Origin of the sequence: Candidatus Chloroploca sp. Khr17 (assembly GCF_004138165.1) — a bacterium.
Taxonomy (GTDB): Bacteria; Chloroflexota; Chloroflexia; order Chloroflexales; family Chloroflexaceae; genus Chloroploca.
In genome coordinates this window covers 1-16701 of record NZ_RYFF01000059.1, presented here as the reverse complement: position 1 = coordinate 16701, position 16701 = coordinate 1, and the positions used below count along the sequence as shown (strand labels likewise).

Sequence of the window (16701 nt, the reverse complement as noted above, 5' to 3'; positions counted from 1 at the left end):
TAGATTCCTAAGACAAGGTTTCAGATCCAGAGCAGCCCATCGTCACTCAGAAAGAGGTGTTCGATACTCTCGGTCGCCAGCCCGCTGCCTTGTACGACGAGGCTATTGAAGTTGGTGAAGCGACCACTTGCTACGTCGAGGTGAACAAGCCCGCCGCCATAGGTGGCGACCCAGAGCTCGCCCGGGGTCGTCTCGGCAAGATCGACCACATTGCTGTTTGGCAGTCCCGCGTAGCTCGTGAAGCGCTGCGTTGCCTCGTCATAGCGGGAGAGGCCGACACCGGTGACGCCCACCCAGAGCGCACCGGTGCTGTCGCGAAAGAGCGTCGCCACCGCATTGCCGCCGAGCGAGTCTGGGTCGGCGGGGTTATGGCGATGGGTTGTGAACCGCCCGGTCGCAGGTTCGAACCGATTCAGCCCGCGCCCCGTGGCAACCCAGAGCCCGCCGCGCCCATCGTCGAGCATATCCGTAACCTGATCATCGCTCAGGCTGAATGGGTCGTTCGGGTCGTGGCGGTACCGGGTGAAGCGCCCCGTCGCACGGTCAAGTCGGTTCAGACCACCGTCCAGCGTGCCGACCCAGAGAGTGCCTGCGGCATCCTCGTAGATGGCACGCACGGCGTTGCTGCTCAGGCTGTCTGGATCGGCAGGATCGTGGCGATAGAGCGTGAACTGCTGACTACGCGGGTCGTAGCGGTTGAGGCCGCTGGCGAGCGTGCCAATCCAGAGTATGCCCTTACGGTCGGTATAGAGCGTCTCGATTTGACCGCTGACGGGCATGTTCGGGTTGGTTGGATCGGGACGGTAGATGACAAAGCGATGGCCGTCGTAGCGTGCCAACCCCTCGAGCGTGCCGAGCCAGACAAAGCCAAAGGGGTCGCGGGCAATGGCATACACCGCCGGATGGGGAAGCCCCTCGGCAATGCTCAGCATCCGTCCCCCGCTGGCGGGAGGAACCAGACACCCGTCCCCAGCGGGGGAGGGTTGGGGTGGGGGCGAAAGGCTTCTTTGCTAGGCATTGCGTCCAGGATCGCTATACAAGGTCGTACAGCGAACTATCCTCTTGGATAGGTGGATGCGTATCCTCATCGGTTCCATTTGCGCTATCTCCAAGATTCATCAGCAAACCAAGCAAATAATTCATGCACCACGAACGCGCCTGCGGTATAATCATTGAGTACAATGTACTGATATCTACATGAATAATCTGTCAACGACGTTTTCCCACCTTCCTGGGTACGTGGGCGTCCAGCCCGCTTCGCGAGCACCAGCGGGAGGAACGCCCGTGCACCCAGGCTCGCAAAACACCAGAAAACTTACGTGACAGGCTACTTACTAGTGTGTAACAAAAGTTTCCCGGTAGCGCCGCCGACCACGAATAGCACTCACGAATATACGAATAGGGGCGGTGCGCTCTTCGTTCATTCGTGGCCCCATGCGTGGACGGCTGAGGACGCCAGAAAACGTATTTCACACACTACTTACCCACATAGAATTTCGGCAGTCGCATATAGCAGTCCTAACAGGTTTGTGTCTACGGAGTGCCGGCTTATGGTTTTGCAGTACATGATCCGCTATCCGCCCGATGCCGTGGGGCTGAAGCCCTCGGCTAGGGGAAGCGAAGCCCGCCTGCGCGGTCTATACCGGATTAATTTCTGGAAGACCATTAGCCGGCTAAAGCCGGCACTCCTGTTTACAATCCAAACAGGACTGCTATAGACAGAACGGTCAACGAGCCTGAAACCTTGGTTCATACCAAGAACGAAAGGATGAGCAAACAATGCGCGGACGACAACAAGCTCGGCGCGAAGATCGCCAACAGGAGCGTGAAACTTTCGGACGCCGTGGAACGGCGGTGCGCTATCAGGTACGCCAGCGCATGGTCGCTATCGGCGACGATTTCTGGATCGAAGACAGCGACGGACGACGGGCCTACAAGGTTGACGGCAAGGCGCTGCGCATCCGCAAGACCTTGCTCATTGAGGATCCTCAGGGCAACCTGCAGTGCCGCGTGCAGGAGCGGATGCTCCGGGTGCGCGATACGATGGAGATCGAGGGACCTGATGGCAAGACGATGGCAACGGTACGCAAGGCGCTCATCACCCCGATGCGCGACCGCTGGACCGTGAAGGTCGGCGGTGAGCCGGATCTCGAAGTCCAGGGCAACATTCTCCATCATGAGTATACCATCGGCGACGGCGACCGCAAGATCGCCGAGGTCTCGAAGAAGTGGTTTCGCCTGCGCGATACGTATGGTGTCGCGGTGGAGCCGGGCCAGAACGAGGGGCTGATCCTCGCGGTGGCGATTGTGATCGATATGATGGCTCACGGTGGACGATAGAATCTTCCGTTGGTGGGCGGGCGAAGCGTCGCCCGCCCACCAACGATAATGGAAAGAGGAGCAGCGATGCAAAGTGGACCCATCCAGGTGCTTACATTTGCGTTTGACCGCGTTGACCGGTTCGAGGGCCAGATCTTGCGTGAACTCGACGAGTTGCGCAGCCATGGCTTGATTCGGATTCTCGACCTGCAGTTTGTCATGAAAGAGGCTGATGGCACGGTCCATACCCTCCACGAGCAGGATTTCCCCGATGGCAGTGTGAGGAGCTTTGGTACCCTGATCGACCCGCTGCTCGGCCTCATCGCGACGGTCGAGACCTCCACCGAGCAAGCACCGGGCGCAGAGACCATGCTGAGTCCCGAGCACGGGGCTGGGCTCGACCTCGACGTGATTCGTGCGGCGGTCACTGATCTTATGCCCGGAACAGCCGCCGCGCTCGTGCTGGTCGAACACGCCTGGGCGCTTGGTCTTGGGGCCGCAATCACTGAGGCCGGCGGCTATATGGTTGCCCAGGGCTTCCTCACCCGTGACGCGCTGCTGGCCGTTGGTCAAGAGCTCAACGCGGTCGTCGAGGCCGAGGTGGCGATCGAGCGGGCGGCTGCGGCGCGCGGCGCGGCCCTGCTTGATACCCTCATTACCATCGAGGCCGCCGAAGATGTTCAGCGCGAGGCGATGGCCTCGGCGATCACCACCGTCGTTGGCGTCGAAGCGCTCCGATCCACCGTCGCCGCCGAGGCCGTGCGCGCCCTCGTCGTCGCTGGCTTGCTCACCGAGGCCGACGCCCCTGAGGCCATCGACATCCTGGTCGACGCCGAACTGATCAGCGAAGCCACGCTTGATGAGGCCAGCGCCACCGCCGACGCCATTCTCGCTGAGCTTAGCCAGGATTGGTAAGGCGTGGGATGTGGGAGAACAGAGGAATGACCGGTATGACACGATCAAGTCAGGACGAGGGTACCGACTGCCTACCTGCGCCAGAGCGACCATTCTCAATGATTATGCGCTTGTACTGGCCGCAGGCTGCGGCATTGGAAGGCCGCTGGCAGGCTCCGTTGCTCAGGCAGGTGTCGAATTGAGCGCGCCGGTCACTGCCGACGGGTCGCGCCCGTCCGCATTTCACGTGCTTGCCAAGCCCACCGGGGCGATCTGCAACCTCGACTGTGCCTATTGCTTCTTCCTCGCCAAAGAGCAACTCTATCCCGGTTCCAGGTTCCGCATGGCCGACGATGTCTTGGAAGCCTACATCGGCCAGTTGATCGCTGGTCATACCAGTGACCATGTCACGATCGCATGGCAAGGCGGCGAGCCGACCCTGATGGGGCTCGACTTCTTCCGTCATGCCATGGCGATCGCCGAGCGCCACCGCCGCCCGGGGATGCGCTTCGAGCACACTATTCAGACCAACGGCACGCTGCTTGACGACGAGTGGGGTGCCTTCTTCAAGGAACATGGCTTCCTGGTCGGCATTAGCATTGACGGTCCCGCCCATCTGCACGACATCTATCGCTACGACAAGGGCGGCAAGCCGACCTTCGACAAGGTCATGCGCGGCGTGCGCTTGCTCCAGCAGCACGGCGTCGACTTCAACGTGCTCACGACGGTCAACAGCGCCAACGCCGAGCATCCGCTCGAGGTCTACCGCTTCTTGCGCGACGAAGTTGGCACCGACTGGATGCAGTTCATCCCGGTGGTCGAGCGGATCAACACCGACGGGCGGGCGCTGATCCAGGAGGGCAATACGGTCTCGGAGCGCTCGGTAGGTGCTGAGCAGTTCGGGCGCTTCTTAACGACGATTTTCGATGAATGGGTGCGGAACGACGTGGGCAAGGTCTTTGTGCAGACCTTCGAGGCAGCCGCTCGTAGCTGGCTCGGTCTTAGCCCGCGGATGTGTGTCTTTGACCAGACCTGTGGCCTCGGCCCGGCCCTCGAACACAACGGCGACCTCTACACCTGCGATCACTTTGTTGAGCCAAAGCACAAGCTCGGCAACATCAAAGACGTGCCGATGATCGAACTGGTGAGTTCGGATCAGATGAAGAAGTTCGGCCAGGACAAGCGCGATATGCTCCCGCAATACTGTCGGCAATGCCCGGTGCGCTTTGCCTGCAACGGCGAGTGCCCCAAGAACCGCTTCATCCTGACCCCCGATGGCGAACCGGGGCTGAACTACCTCTGCGCGGGCTACAAAGCCTTTTTCACTCATATCGATCAGCCGTTGCGGATCATCGCCGGGCTGATCCGCCAGGGGCGCAGCGCCGCCGAAGTTATGCCGATCCTCGCGCGCGCCGACGCCGAGTTTGCGCGCCTCCTGGCCAAAGCAGGGCGCAACGACCCCTGCCCCTGCGGGAGTGGACGCAAGCTCAAGCACTGTCACGGGGCGCCGCCATCGCGTCGCCCACTTGCTCTAGCGGAGAAGGAATGACGCCAGAAACGTTGCGCCTTTGCGCCTTTGCGTCAAAAAAGGTGCCTTATCTTCTTCCCCATCCTCTGGTTGATCGGCGCGATCCTACCAGCCAAGCCGGGCTCGCGGTTCGCGCTCCAGCAAGAACGGGCGATGAAACGCCAGGTTGAGCAAACGTCACGCTAACGGCAACGCCTGCGTAGGGGCAAGCTCAGCCACTGATATAGGTATGAAAATCTGACGCCTGGGATGTAACGCTCATTCGCCGACCTGGCGCAAAACTTCGCTGTAAAGCTGTTCACTCATATGAAAGGGGAGTCGCTGCAACTGGTCAAGTACGGGGCGCAATGGGCCGAGCAGCCCGCGACGTTTCGCCTGAATCAGAATACCCTGTGTGCCGACGACATTCAAGCCGTTATGAATTGCACGTCTTTGCCCGCGTTGCTCGTCCATAAGGAGTAATGCGGCATTCTGTTCACGAGCGAGAACGATTGCTTCACTCTCACCGGCACCCAACTGGTCGCGCAGTAAACTGACAGCAAGTCTGTCCTGGATCGGAACGAGTTGCAGCCATGATGCCGTTGCCAATTCATCTGTGCCTGGAGCCTGAGGTTTATGCAACACCTCATCATAGACGGCCTGAGGTATCCAGATGCTCCTAAACATTTGTGGCAGCAGGTCAAGACGCCCGATGTATGCCAAAGCGATCAACGGCGTTGTGTTGGAGATTACGGGTTGGGAGGCCATTGGGCAAGCGTTTCGATTTCGGCTTCGAGTTCAGGGATTGAGTAATCGAGGTATGGTGTCTTTTCTTCGGCAAGCAGGCGTATGAAATCGAGGCGCTCGATGCCGAGCAGTTCGGCGGCTTTACCTGAACTGATACGGTCACGACGATACGAGTATACCACGAGCAAGCGTCACGCTAACGGCAACGCCTGCGCGGGCGCAAGCACGGCGATAGGATGTCACCGAAACGAAGGAGATGATATGAAATTGAAACTGCTGACTCTCGTTGTTGCTCTGTTGGTTGCCGGTGCTCTTGTGCTCGCCGGTTGCGGTGGCTTGTCATCCACAGCCCCAACCGCACCTTCTGGAGCCCCCGCGCCCCAACCAGTTACAACATCCGAGCCAGCCACTCCCGTCCAAGAGGGAGCCGAGAATTCCACGCCTGGCACGGTATCGCGAAGCCAGGCGGAACAGGCGGCACTCGATGCAGTAGGCTCGGGCCGGGTGACGTGGAGCGGCCCTGAGGACGACCGTGGGGCGGCATGGGAAGTCGAGGTCACGCGACCTGACGGGAGCGAAGTCGACGTGCTTGTAGCTGCCGATGGAACGATCATCAAGCAGGTCGAGAAGTTCGGCAGAGGCCCCGCACGCTCTGGTCCGGGTATCCCACCGGCCAGTGGCGTTGTATCGCGGGAGCAAGCAGCGCAAGCGGCGCTCGACGCGGTCGGGGAAGGGCAGGTCACGTGGATTTCCCGCGAGGACGAACGCGGGGCAGCCTGGGAGGTCGAGATCACACGACCAGACGGCAGTGAGATCGATGTCCTGGTGGCTCCTGACGGAAGCATCATTGAGTGACGCGTTCCTTGGCGCTCTGTTGCCCGCCCTACTTCGCTTCGAGCGCCGATACGGAACTGTTTACGGCCCATTTTTGAAGGTGTCTTAACTCTATCCGGAAAGTGAGGACTTGCAGATGACCGACAAGCAACCGAACATCCTGCTCATCTGGGGCGACGATATCGGTATCACCAACCTGAGCTGTTACAGCGACGGGTTGATGGGCTACCGTACGCCCAACATCGACCGCATTGCCAACGAGGGCATGCGCTTTACCGACAGCTATGGTCAGCAGAGTTGCACCGCAGGCCGTTCGTGCTTTATCACTGGCCAGAGCCCCTATCGCACCGGGCTCACCAAGGTGGGCATGCCGGGGGCGGATAAGGGCCTTCAGTTCGATGATCCCACCATTGCCGAGTTGCTCAAGCCGCTGGGCTACGCCACCGGTCAGTTCGGCAAGAACCATCTCGGCGACCGCAACAGCCACCTGCCCACCGCCCACGGCTTCGACGAGTTCTTCGGCAACCTCTACCACCTCAACGCCGAGGAGGAGCCGGAACACGTGGACTACCCGCCCGAGGCCGACTTCCCCAACTTCAAGGCCAGGTTCGGACCGCGGGGCGTGCTCCACTCCTGGGCCACCGAGGAGGACGACCCGACCGAGCACCCGCGCTGGGGCCGCGTCGGCAAGCAGAAGATCGAGGACACCGGCCCCCTGACCCGCAAGCGCATGGAGACCTGCGACGTCGAGTTTGTCGACGCCGCCCAGGACTTCGTCAAGCGCGCCCACAGCGACGACAAGCCCTTCTTCGTCTGGCTCAACACCACCTGGATGCACTTCCGCGTCCACCCGCCGGCCCACGTGCGCGGTCAGGCCGGGCGTTGGCAGTCCGAGTACCACGACGTGATGATCGAGCACGACAAACACGTGGGCCGCATGCTCGATCTGCTCGACGAGCTCGGCATCGCTGACAATACGATCGTGATGTACGCGACCGACAACGGCCCGCACATGAACACCTGGCCCGACGGCGCAATGACCCCCTTCCGCAGCGAGAAGAATACGAACTGGGAGGGTGCCTATCGCATTCCGATGCTGGTGCGCTGGCCTGCCAAGATCAAGGCCGGCAGCGTCTCCAATGAAATCATCGCCCTTGAGGACTGGCTGCCCACGCTGCTCGCCGCTGCCGGCGAGCCGGAGATCGGTGCCAAGCTCAAGGAGGGCCATCAGATTGGCGACACCACGTACAAAGTTCACCTGGATGGCTACAACTTCCTGCCGCACTTCACCGGCGAGGAGGCGAAAGGGCCGCGGCAGGGCTTCTTCTACTTCTCGGACGACGGCGACCTGGTGGCGATGCGCTACGACAACTGGAAGGTCGTCTTCGCGGAGCAGCGCGTGCAGGGCACGGTGATGGTCTGGGCCGAGCCGTTCGTCTTCCTGCGCGTGCCCAAGTTCTTCAACCTGCGCACCGACCCGTTCGAGCGGGCCGACTACACCTCGAACACCTACTGGGACTGGATGATCGACCGGGTCTACATCATGTACGCGGCTCAGTTCCTCGTGCAGCAGTTCCTCGGCACCTTCCTGGAGTTCCCGCCGCGCATGAAGGCGGCCAGCTTTGGCATCGACCAAGTGATGGCGAAGATGGAGGAGGCCCTGAGCGATAGCTGATATGGGGAGGGGAAACCTGGTTTCCCCTCGCCCCCGCTTTTCCTACGATGGGGGAACCTGGTTCCCCCATACCCCCGCCCGAAAGGATCAGGTGATGACGACCGACAAGTTACCGAACTGGCGGAACACGCTAACCAGGCAGGCGATCCTCGACTTCGTGGCCGCCGTGACCGACGAGGCCGGCCCGCACTACGTGCCGCCCGCCGAACGGGTGGCCGTCTTCGACAACGATGGCACGCTCTGGTGCGAAAAGCCGCTCTACGCGCAACTCGATCTGTTGCTGCGCAAGTTGCTCACGCAGGCCGAGCACGACCCGGCGCTGCGCGAGCGACAACCATGGCAGGCAGCGTATCACAAAGACTACGCCTGGCTAGGCGGAGCGATCACCCGCTACTACCAGGGTGATGACACCGATGTGAGGCTCATCCTTAACGGCATCCTCGCCCTCGCTGATGGCCGGGACGTCGAAGAGGTCGAGGCCGAGGCGGCGGCCTTTGTCGCCCGTGAGCGCAACCCTACCCTCGGTCGTACCTATGCCGCCGTGGTCTATCAACCGATGCTCGAGTTGTTGCGTTTTCTTGAGCACCATAGCTTTACCTGTTACATCGTCTCGGGGAGCGGGCGCGAGTTTCTGCGCGGCATCGCCGAGGCGCTCTATGCCATCCCCCGTGACCGCGTGATCGGCAGCACGGTGGCCTATGCCTATGAAGTGCGTGACGGTGTCGGAACGATCGTGCAGAAGGCCGAGCTTGATGTGATTGACGACGGGCCGAACAAGCCCATCCAGATCTGGGGTGTTGTTGGGCACCGCCCCATCCTTGCCGCAGGCAACTCCAACGGCGACCTAGCCATGCTCCAGTACGCAGGCGACCTATCATTGCCAGCGCTGCGCCTGCTCGTGCTGCACGATGATGCCGAGCGCGAGTTCGCCTATACAGCCGGTGCCGAGCGCGCCCTGGACGCGGCCCGTACCCAGGACTGGACGATCGTCAGTATGCGCGACGATTGGCGCCAGGTCTTCCCGGATGTCAACGACTAATTGGGTGCAAACCCTTGCCTGCGGGTAACTGTTCATACGATGTGTGTCATGCTGAGCAACGCGAAGCATCTTCCCTTCAGCACGATAGACCCTTTGCTCTGCTCCTCACAAACAAAACCCGCCTGAGACCTCACAGGTCTTCAAGACCTGTGAGGTCTGACGAGCGCTCACCTTGTTTCTTGCGGCATCACTTCGCTGGCCCAAAGGCCATCTAGTCCGCAGGGTGACAAGGCGACATACGCCATACGCAACGGTTTTGGAAAGCGACAACGATGAATCTTTCGTCCATGCGTCGGCAGTTCTTCAACCGCGCCACCGCCCTCGAGGATCTTAGCGCTGGTCTCGTGCTGGGCATCCAGAGCATCCCTGCCGGGCTGGCCTCGGGGTTGCTCGCGCTGGTCAATCCCGTCTACGGCCTCTACAGCTACATGACCGGCGTCATCACGGGCGCGTTCTTCACCAGTTCGGTCTTTATGTCGGTGCAGGCCACCAGTGCCATGGCGCTGATCATCGCCAGCGTGCCCCTGGTGACGCAGGCGTCGGATCCCAACGTCCCGCTCTTCACCTTGGCAGTGTTGACCGGCGTGCTCATGCTCGTCGCAGGTCTGCTCAAGCTCGGCCAACTGGTGCGCTTCGTGCCCAACTCGGTGATGGTCGGCTTCGTCAACGCCGTGGCCTTGCTGATCATCCTGGGGCAGTTTGATGACTTCACCGGCTACGCTAGCTCGGGGCCGAACCGCGTCGTCAGAACCGTTGACCTCCTGCGCAACCTGGAGCAGGTTCATGTGCCAACCCTGGCGGCCGGCGTGCTGACGATTATCCTGATCCTGACCCTGGAACAGACGCGCCTCAAGGCCCTGGGGATGGTGGTTGCGCTCTTCTTTGTCTCCCTGATCGTCCCCCTGGCTGGTGCCGAGCAGATTGCTCTGGCGAGGGATATCGCCGACATTCCCAGTTCGCTGCCAATGCCCGTGCTACCGTCGCTGGCGCTCGTGCCCGTGCTGCTCATTCCCGCACTCTCGCTCGCTTTTGTCGGTCTGGTGCAGGGCGCGAGCATCAGCGCGTCAATTGCCAACCCCGATGGCCGCTTCCCGAATGCCTCGGGCGACTTTGTTGGGCAAGGGGCGGCGGGCATTGTCGCCGGCGTGCTTCAGGGCATGCCGGTTGGCGCATCAATGTCGGCCACGTCACTAGCCATCGGGGCGGGCGCCCGTTCACGCCTGGCCAACATCGTGGCCGGCGTCGTGATCGCCCTGGGCATCCTGCTCTTCGGGCGGCTGGTGGGCCTGATCGCGATGCCCGCCCTGGCGGGACTGCTGATCGTCATCGGCGTCCGTACGCTTAGGCTCAGCCAGGTGGTGACGGTCTGGAAGACCGGGCGTGTGCAGCAGACCGTGATGTTCCTGACCTTTAGCGCCGGCCTGCTGGTTCCGTTGCAATACGCTGTATTGATGGGCGTGGGCCTGGCGGTGCTGCTCTACGTCTTCCAGCAATCGAACCGGGTGCGGGTGGTGACGCTGCAGATCGAGCCGGGGCAGTTCCCCGTCGAGGGCGATCCGCCAGCGGAGGTGCCCGGACGCCAGGTGACCATTCTGGTTCCCTACGGCAGCCTCTTCTTTGCCGCCGCCCCGGTCTTCAACGCGCAACTCCCAACGGTGACAGAAAGCTCGCGCAACGCCGTCGTGATCCTGGTGCTGCGGGGCGAGACAGAGTTGGGCAGCACCTTCATGGAAGTGATCGCCCGCTATGCCGAGGCGCTGCGCGGGCAGCACAGCCGCCTGATGCTGTCAGGGGTGGCACCCTCCGTCGAGCTTCAGCTCGAGCGGACGGGGCTATTGTCTGCCCTTGGCCGTAAAAATATCTTCATCGTAGACGAACGTGTTGGCCATGCGCTCCAGGAAGCAATGGACGCCGCCCAACGGTGGATTGACGCACAACCGTTGCCCGTTGAGACCGAACGAACATAAGCAGCGCGGAGGAGTTTATGACCAACCCACCTATTCGGGTGCTCTTAGTTGACGACCACGCTGTGGTGCGGGGGGGCCTCCGCTTCTTCCTCGCAGGTGCCGACAAGATTGAGGTTGTCGGCGAGGGGGCAAACGGTAGCGAAGCGCTCGAGCTCGCCGCCCAACTCGCCCCCGACGTGGTCATCATGGACATGATGATGCCGGTGATGGATGGCATTACCGCCACGCGCGAGCTACGGCGGCGCTTTCCGCAGGTACGGATCCTGGCCCTGACAAGCTTCGGCGAAGGTGCGATCGTCCAACAGGCGTTGCAAGCCGGGGCGATCGGCTATCTCTTGAAGGACGCCCATGGCAGCGATCTGATCGCAGCTATTCGTGCGGCTTTCGCCGGCGCACCAGTACTCAGCCCGGATGTCACCAGGGCGCTCGTGAGCGCCCTGAATGCCCCGCCTATCCCCGGTGGCGACCTCTCCGAGCGCGAGCGCGAAGTGCTGCGTCTCATGGTTGCCGGCTTGAGCAACGAGCAGATCGCCGAGCAACTCTTCATTAGCCGCAACACCGTACGCCATCACGTCCATAACATCCTCAGCAAGCTGTCTGTCGCCAACCGCACCGAAGCCGTCGGCCTGGCAGTCCAACACAAGGTAGTGTAAGGCCAAAGCATTCGCCACCCAATCAACCTGGCTGTCGCACATCCCTGTGATGGCGAATGCTTTGGCTCCACGCTCCCGTGCCATCGCTGAATGCTACATTCCTCATCAGCCTCGTTGTCGCACATCCCTGTGATGGCGAATGCTTCGGCCCCACGCTCCCGTGCCATCGCTGAATGCTACATTCCTCTTTTGCCTATACCGATGCATGCTGGCAAAAGATAGGCTCGGAGGCCAACAGGCTGCCTGTTTGGGTAGTTTCGGCTAGCCAGATGGGTGCCCCAAAACACCCTCTTTTGCTGATATACGACAAATACTTCGTGATATAATTAACATATATCGTGATGAGTGCAAAGGAGGAGCGCATGGCGTACGAGCGTGTGGGTGGACTGGAACGGAGCTTGCTCGTTTTGCTGATAGGATTGACGATCACCTCTTTTGGCCTCTTCATCGGCCAGGTGGTGATGCCACAGGCGCTCTCGTTCGCTGGCCTCACCGTTGATCGGCTGAACGCGAGCATTGCGTTGCTGGTGGCTGGTGTGGGCACCGTGGCCTATCGTTTTGCGCTGCGTTATATGGATGGTGAACCCCGCCAGCGCTTCTTCTTACGCTGGCTGGCGGCAACGGTGCTCTTTGCCTACATCTTTATCTATGCGAGTAACTTGCTGGTCATGTTTGCGGTATGGTTTTTGACTAGTCTTGGGTTGCACCAGTTGTTGACCTACTATCGCAATCGTGCCGAGGCGTATCCGCCTGCACGCAAGAAGTTTCTGATCAGCCGTCTTGGTGATCTTGCGTTGCTGGCGGCCATTGGCTTGATTGTTGCTTACTGGGGAACGCTTGACCTGAATGAGTTTCTGGCCCGCCTGAACGAACCAGTAGCCTGGGCGGCGGCCCCGACCGTGATTGCACTCTTGATTGTCGTGGCGGCGCTGACCAAATCAGCTCAGTTCCCCTTCCACAGCTGGCTTCCTGAGACGATGGAGGCCCCGACGCCGGTGTCGGCGCTGATGCACGCCGGGATCATCAATGCTGGTGGGGTCTTGCTGTTGCACTTTGCCCCGTTGCTGGTGCAGGTGCCGCTGGCGCTCTTTCAACTGGCGCTCGTCGGCACGCTGACCGCCGTGCTTGGTCTGCTGGCGATGTGGGCGCAGACCAATGTCAAGCGCACACTGGCCTGGTCAACGGTGAGTCAGATGGGTTTTATGATGATCCAGTTTGGCGTGGCGGCGTTTCCGGCTGCAACCCTCCACCTGCTCGGCCACGGATGCTATAAGGCCTGGTCATTCTTGCGCACGGGTGATTTGCCACGCAAGACGGTGGTTGCGCCCAAACTTGCCCCATCGATGCTGTTGGGTGTTGCGCTGCTTGGTGTAGGGTTGGCGATACCTGCGCTGGCGCTGGCCGCGCTGGTCACTGGCTTTGATCCCTTCCACTCACCCGGCGAACTGGCGCTCAGTGCGGTTGTTGTGCTCGCAATCGGCCAGCTCTGGGTGGCGATCTTTCAGGCGCCGCGAGCGCCGGGAAGCACGCTCGCCCTGCCGGTTATGCAGGCGTTGCTTGGCACGCTGGCGGCTGCCTTCATCGCTTTCGGTCTCTATAACGGGGCGATCATCTTCTTTGCCCCGGTGCTCGGTGAGGTGGTCGTGCTGAGCAACCCGCTCGCCTGGGCGTCCGCCATTCTGCCGGTAGTTGCGTTTACGTTGCTTGCGGCGCTGCAGGTGCTGCTGCCGCTCGTTGGGCGTTCGGCTGTCGGACGAGCATTGTATGTTCATGCGTTGCACGGCTTTTATCTGGGGGTGATCGCGGATCGGTTGGTGGAAAAGGTCTGGGGCCAGGCGCGCATCAAGGAGGTAGAGAATGCTTAAGCTGTATGAAACGGACGTTCAGACGATCGCGTATCTTGAGGGTCAGCGCGTGCTTGATGAGGTTGCCGAGGTCTGCCGTTGGTTGCCACCCCTCTGGGATCTCGAGAATTATGTTGCCGTTAATCCGTTTCTGGGCTTTAGTGGCCGGTCGCTCGAGGCTGCTGCGATCGCGATTGGTGATGGCATTGATGCCGAGGTGCTGCCAGGGCTGGCCTTTTACCGCGAGCGTTGGCAGGCCGGGGCCTTTGGGCCAATGGAGCTTGCGCAGGCGGCTCGCCGTGCAGCCTATGATCTGCAGGAGTTGCTGGCCATCTTAGAGGGTACGATGCCGATGCCGTTGCGGCCACGGGCGCAGGTGCTGACCTTTGCTGAACGGTATGATCAGGCGCATGGCACACGCTGGCATGCACGGGCTATTCGCCATACCACGCTCTGGTGTTCGGTCTATATTCCCCAGGATGGCCCTCAGTGGGCCAAGCAGCCGAGCAAGAGCTTGTATGCGGCGTGGCGCGAGGCGGCGATGATGGATCGTTCGTTGGAATTGGCGGGTATGCCCGGTTGGTGCGAGTGGGTGCGCCAATTGCCCACGTTGCCTGAAGCGGCGCTTGAACTGATGCTCGGCAAGTTGCAAGTTGCCCCAACCGAGCGCACCAGCTATTTGTATCGTCTGCTCGGTGGTGTTTTTGGCTGGGCGTCCTCGTTGCGCCGTGATGTCTGGGCGGCTGGTGATCACGAACCAGGGCCGCTGCTCGACCTCCTCGCGATGCGGATGGCAACCGATGCCGCCGTCGCGTTGCTGTTGCCCCATCAGAAGCGTACCACTGTTCCGTTGCGCCAACCAGCCCGAGCCGAAGATGAGACGGTGCGAATGATCCTGCAAGAAGCGCTCGAAGATGGCTACACGCGTCAGTTGCTGGGCAAGCTCAAAGCGCCCACGCCAACGCCGATGGAACGTCCCGCCGTGCAGGCCGCGTTCTGCATCGATGTACGTTCAGAGATCCTGCGCCGCCATTTCGAGGCTCAGTCACCTGCGGTTGAAACGCTCGGTTTTGCCGGTTTCTTTGCCGTCTTTCTCGATTGGCAAACAAATGGCGGTCAGTCGAGCGCACGGTGCCCGGTGTTGCTGCAACCTGGTGTCAAGATTGCCGCCAACGAGGTCATCCCGCTCTGGTCGGCGCAACAGGTGACCAAGAAGTTGACCGCGTCACCCGGGGCAGCCTTTACCTTTGTGGAAACCCTCGGCATAGCGTATGCGCTTGGTCTGGTCGGGGATGCGCTGGGGGCTCTCACCTCACCGCGCCATAGCGAAGAGCACGTGCCGTTCCTCCTCGCTCCCGAGGGTAGCACAGGGGTGACGCTGGAGAATCGGATCGCGATTGCGGCGCTGATCCTGAAGAATATGGGGCTGCGTGAGCGGTATGGTCGCCTCGTCTTGCTGGCCGGCCACGAGGGGTGCAGTGAAAATAATCCCCATCAGGCAGGGCTTGACTGTGGGGCCTGTGGTGGGCATGGGGGGGCGATCAATGCGCGCATTGCCGCTGCGGTGCTCAATGATCCGGGCGTCCGCGCTGCGCTACCTTCACGCGGTTTTCAGGTGCCGACCGATACCCACTTCTTGCCCGGGGTTCACGATACGAGCACCGATGAGGTACGCCTGCTTGATCTTGCGCACGTACCGGCGACGCATCAAGCCGATCTCGCTCAGTTGCAGCAGTGGCTCAAGGCGGCTGGGGCCAGAACCCGCGCTGAACGAGCCGAGAGCCTTGGTCTAGAGACCCGCAAACAGCGCTTGATTGATCGGCTCTTGCGCAAGCGTGCCCGCGATTGGTCCGAGGCTCGCCCCGAGTGGGCCCTGGCGCGCAATGCAGCCTTTATCGTCGCCCGCCGTTCCCGCACCCGTGGTGTTTCGCTTGAGGGTCGTTCCTTCTTGCACGAATATGACTGGACAACCGATCCCGATAATTCAATCTTGACCCTGATTTTGACTGCACCAATGATTGTCGCTTCGTGGATCAACTTGCAGTACTTTGGTTCCACCGTCAATAACGACGTTTTTGGGTGTGGCACCAAAACCTTGCACAATCGGATCGGCACGTTGGGCGTCGTGCTCGGCAACGGCGGCGACCTGCGCACGGGCCTGGCCTTGCAGTCGGTTCAGGATGCCGACGGACGCTGGTACCACGAGCCACTGCGCCTGCAAGTCGTGGTTGAGGCCCCGCGTGAGCGCATCGAGGCCATTCTCGCTGCGCACCAGAATGTCCGTGAACTGGTGGAGCATGGCTGGATCCGGCTCTTTGTCCTTGATCCCGACAGCAACGCAACGGCACGCTGGCTCCCCGGTCAGGGATGGGCGTAAGCCATTGGAGGTACGAACATAGCCAGCATTGCTGGCTATGTTCGTACCTCCAATCTATGTTTAGCGCCTACGTCGCGTACGGTCGCGGCGACACCCGAGTTCAGCCAGAAATTCCAGCGCCGTCTGCTCGATCGCCCGTGGCACCGATTTGCTCCCAATCAGGCTTGCTGACCGCAGACTATAGACCATGTCACCATAACGAATGCCAACCGGCTCGAGGTGATCCCCAGCTAGTTCGCGGTGCAACACCGGATACGACGTTCGTGCTTCCAGGGTCTGGAGGAACCAGGCCACATCGCTGACCTCGGGCGACTCGTGGGCGCGCCCGGCAACCGTATCCTGATCAAACGAGATGAGCGCCGTCAAACCAAAGAGATCATCCTGCTCGATCAAGCGCTGCGTCTCGGCCCGGGAAGGCCGCACGCCCAGGCCAAACTGATCCAACAAGCGCGGCACAACCGGCAGCAACGGCACCGCATCCCTGGTATCAGAAAGATCGGGGGCCAACAAGAGGGATGGCTCATCAAGAATACCATTCCGTGTCGCCGACGCCAGGCTCATCCCCGGCAAGACAAACTTGCCCGTGGCACTATCGGTGAACGCTTCAAGCAAGGCCAGGTATTTGCAACCCACGCTATGCCCCACCCAGGTCTGTGGGAGTTCGGCCAACGCGGGGAGCCGTTCGCGCAGCGTATCGCGCTCAACCAGAAGCTGTTCCGCAATCAGATCGTGGCGAAACCCGAACTGAAACGGCACCACAACCAGGCTATAGTTCTCTTTTCCCTAGCGTTGTATCGCAGGTACTCAGTATGTAGGGGCACTCCCTACAGGGTGGCCTACGACAC

Annotated in this window: 13 protein-coding genes and 1 pseudogene; 10 read left to right on the top strand and 4 right to left on the bottom strand. The window is 61.1% G+C overall.

Translation table 11 applies throughout. The features are described 5' to 3' along the window. Positions 1–20: 20 nt before the first annotated feature. On the bottom strand, positions 21–932 hold the full coding sequence (locus EKD05_RS21925) for a two-component regulator propeller domain-containing protein (protein ID WP_129677164.1): 912 nt from the start codon (positions 930–932) through the stop codon (positions 21–23). Positions 933–1779: 847 nt separating this feature from the next. Here EKD05_RS21925 and EKD05_RS21920 point away from each other — a divergent pair. The 3 genes from EKD05_RS21920 to EKD05_RS21910 all read left to right on the top strand — a co-directional run bounded on the left by EKD05_RS21920 (position 1780) and on the right by EKD05_RS21910 (position 4762). After that, positions 1780–2340 (top strand): LURP-one-related/scramblase family protein, encoded by a 561-nt coding sequence (locus EKD05_RS21920; protein WP_129677162.1) that lies wholly within the window; start codon positions 1780–1782, stop codon positions 2338–2340. A gap of 66 nt (positions 2341–2406) precedes the next feature. Continuing rightward, the gene (locus EKD05_RS21915) at positions 2407–3234 is read left to right on the top strand and encodes a hypothetical protein (RefSeq protein WP_129677160.1); all 828 of its coding nucleotides are present in this window, start codon (positions 2407–2409) and stop codon (positions 3232–3234) included. Positions 3235–3412: 178 nt separating this feature from the next. Further along, positions 3413–4762, top strand: coding sequence for an anaerobic sulfatase maturase (locus EKD05_RS21910; protein WP_129677158.1), 1350 nt, complete (start codon positions 3413–3415; stop codon positions 4760–4762). 237 nt (positions 4763–4999) lie between these two features. Here the strand turns inward: EKD05_RS21910 and EKD05_RS21905 are convergent, their stop codons facing one another. Both EKD05_RS21905 and EKD05_RS21900 read right to left on the bottom strand, forming a co-directional pair. Continuing rightward, the gene (locus EKD05_RS21905) at positions 5000–5488 is read right to left on the bottom strand and encodes a DUF3368 domain-containing protein (protein ID WP_129677156.1); all 489 of its coding nucleotides are present in this window, start codon (positions 5486–5488) and stop codon (positions 5000–5002) included. Beyond that, the gene (locus tag EKD05_RS21900) at positions 5470–5649 is read right to left on the bottom strand and encodes a UPF0175 family protein (RefSeq protein ID WP_165360886.1); all 180 of its coding nucleotides are present in this window, start codon (positions 5647–5649) and stop codon (positions 5470–5472) included. The genes EKD05_RS21905 and EKD05_RS21900 overlap by 19 nt, the downstream gene beginning before the upstream one ends. Before the next feature lie 79 nt (positions 5650–5728). Between EKD05_RS21900 and EKD05_RS21895 the strand changes: the two genes are divergently transcribed. The 7 genes from EKD05_RS21895 (at position 5729) to EKD05_RS21865 (ending at position 15856) form a co-directional block, all read left to right on the top strand. Continuing rightward, entirely contained in the window at positions 5729–6322 is a 594-nt protein-coding gene (locus tag EKD05_RS21895) for a PepSY domain-containing protein (RefSeq protein ID WP_129677152.1), read from the top strand. 115 nt (positions 6323–6437) lie between these two features. Then, positions 6438–7976 carry an arylsulfatase gene (locus tag EKD05_RS21890; protein ID WP_129677150.1) on the top strand — a complete coding sequence of 513 codons (1539 nt, stop codon included), beginning with the start codon at positions 6438–6440 and terminating at the stop codon, positions 7974–7976. Between the two features lie 94 nt (positions 7977–8070). Next, the gene (locus EKD05_RS21885) at positions 8071–9015 is read left to right on the top strand and encodes an HAD family phosphatase (protein WP_129677148.1); all 945 of its coding nucleotides are present in this window, start codon (positions 8071–8073) and stop codon (positions 9013–9015) included. 272 nt (positions 9016–9287) lie between these two features. Further along, positions 9288–10982: a SulP family inorganic anion transporter gene (locus EKD05_RS21880; RefSeq protein ID WP_205704039.1), complete on the top strand. Its 1695-nt coding sequence runs from the start codon at positions 9288–9290 to the stop codon at positions 10980–10982. 17 nt (positions 10983–10999) lie between these two features. Further along, positions 11000–11635, top strand: coding sequence for a response regulator transcription factor (locus EKD05_RS21875; protein ID WP_129677146.1), 636 nt, complete (start codon positions 11000–11002; stop codon positions 11633–11635). 362 nt (positions 11636–11997) lie between these two features. Then, the gene (locus EKD05_RS21870) at positions 11998–13500 is read left to right on the top strand and encodes a proton-conducting transporter membrane subunit (protein WP_165360885.1); all 1503 of its coding nucleotides are present in this window, start codon (positions 11998–12000) and stop codon (positions 13498–13500) included. After that, positions 13493–15856 (top strand): DUF2309 domain-containing protein, encoded by a 2364-nt coding sequence (locus EKD05_RS21865; RefSeq protein ID WP_129677142.1) that lies wholly within the window; start codon positions 13493–13495, stop codon positions 15854–15856. The genes EKD05_RS21870 and EKD05_RS21865 overlap by 8 nt, the downstream gene beginning before the upstream one ends. A 60-nt stretch (positions 15857–15916) precedes the next feature. Here the strand turns inward: EKD05_RS21865 and EKD05_RS21860 are convergent. Then, positions 15917–16627 (bottom strand): annotated as a pseudogene (locus EKD05_RS21860) (hypothetical protein); the annotation flags it as partial. Between the last annotated feature and the right edge of the window lie 74 nt (positions 16628–16701).

Excerpts from the sequence above, each read along its gene's own strand:
- EKD05_RS21925 (WP_129677164.1), bottom strand. The coding sequence starts at position 932 with ATGCTGAGCATTGCCGAGGGGCTTCCCCATCCGGCGGTGTATGCCATT.
- EKD05_RS21865 (WP_129677142.1), top strand. The coding sequence starts at position 13,493 with ATGCTTAAGCTGTATGAAACGGACGTTCAGACGATCGCGTATCTTGAG.
- EKD05_RS21880 (WP_205704039.1), top strand. The coding sequence starts at position 9,288 with ATGAATCTTTCGTCCATGCGTCGGCAGTTCTTCAACCGCGCCACCGCC.
- EKD05_RS21920 (WP_129677162.1), top strand. The coding sequence starts at position 1,780 with ATGCGCGGACGACAACAAGCTCGGCGCGAAGATCGCCAACAGGAGCGT.
- EKD05_RS21875 (WP_129677146.1), top strand. The coding sequence starts at position 11,000 with ATGACCAACCCACCTATTCGGGTGCTCTTAGTTGACGACCACGCTGTG.
- EKD05_RS21915 (WP_129677160.1), top strand. The coding sequence starts at position 2,407 with ATGCAAAGTGGACCCATCCAGGTGCTTACATTTGCGTTTGACCGCGTT.
- EKD05_RS21870 (WP_165360885.1), top strand. The coding sequence starts at position 11,998 with ATGGCGTACGAGCGTGTGGGTGGACTGGAACGGAGCTTGCTCGTTTTG.
- EKD05_RS21890 (WP_129677150.1), top strand. The coding sequence starts at position 6,438 with ATGACCGACAAGCAACCGAACATCCTGCTCATCTGGGGCGACGATATC.
- EKD05_RS21885 (WP_129677148.1), top strand. The coding sequence starts at position 8,071 with ATGACGACCGACAAGTTACCGAACTGGCGGAACACGCTAACCAGGCAG.
- EKD05_RS21895 (WP_129677152.1), top strand. The coding sequence starts at position 5,729 with ATGAAATTGAAACTGCTGACTCTCGTTGTTGCTCTGTTGGTTGCCGGT.
- EKD05_RS21905 (WP_129677156.1), bottom strand. The coding sequence starts at position 5,488 with ATGGCCTCCCAACCCGTAATCTCCAACACAACGCCGTTGATCGCTTTG.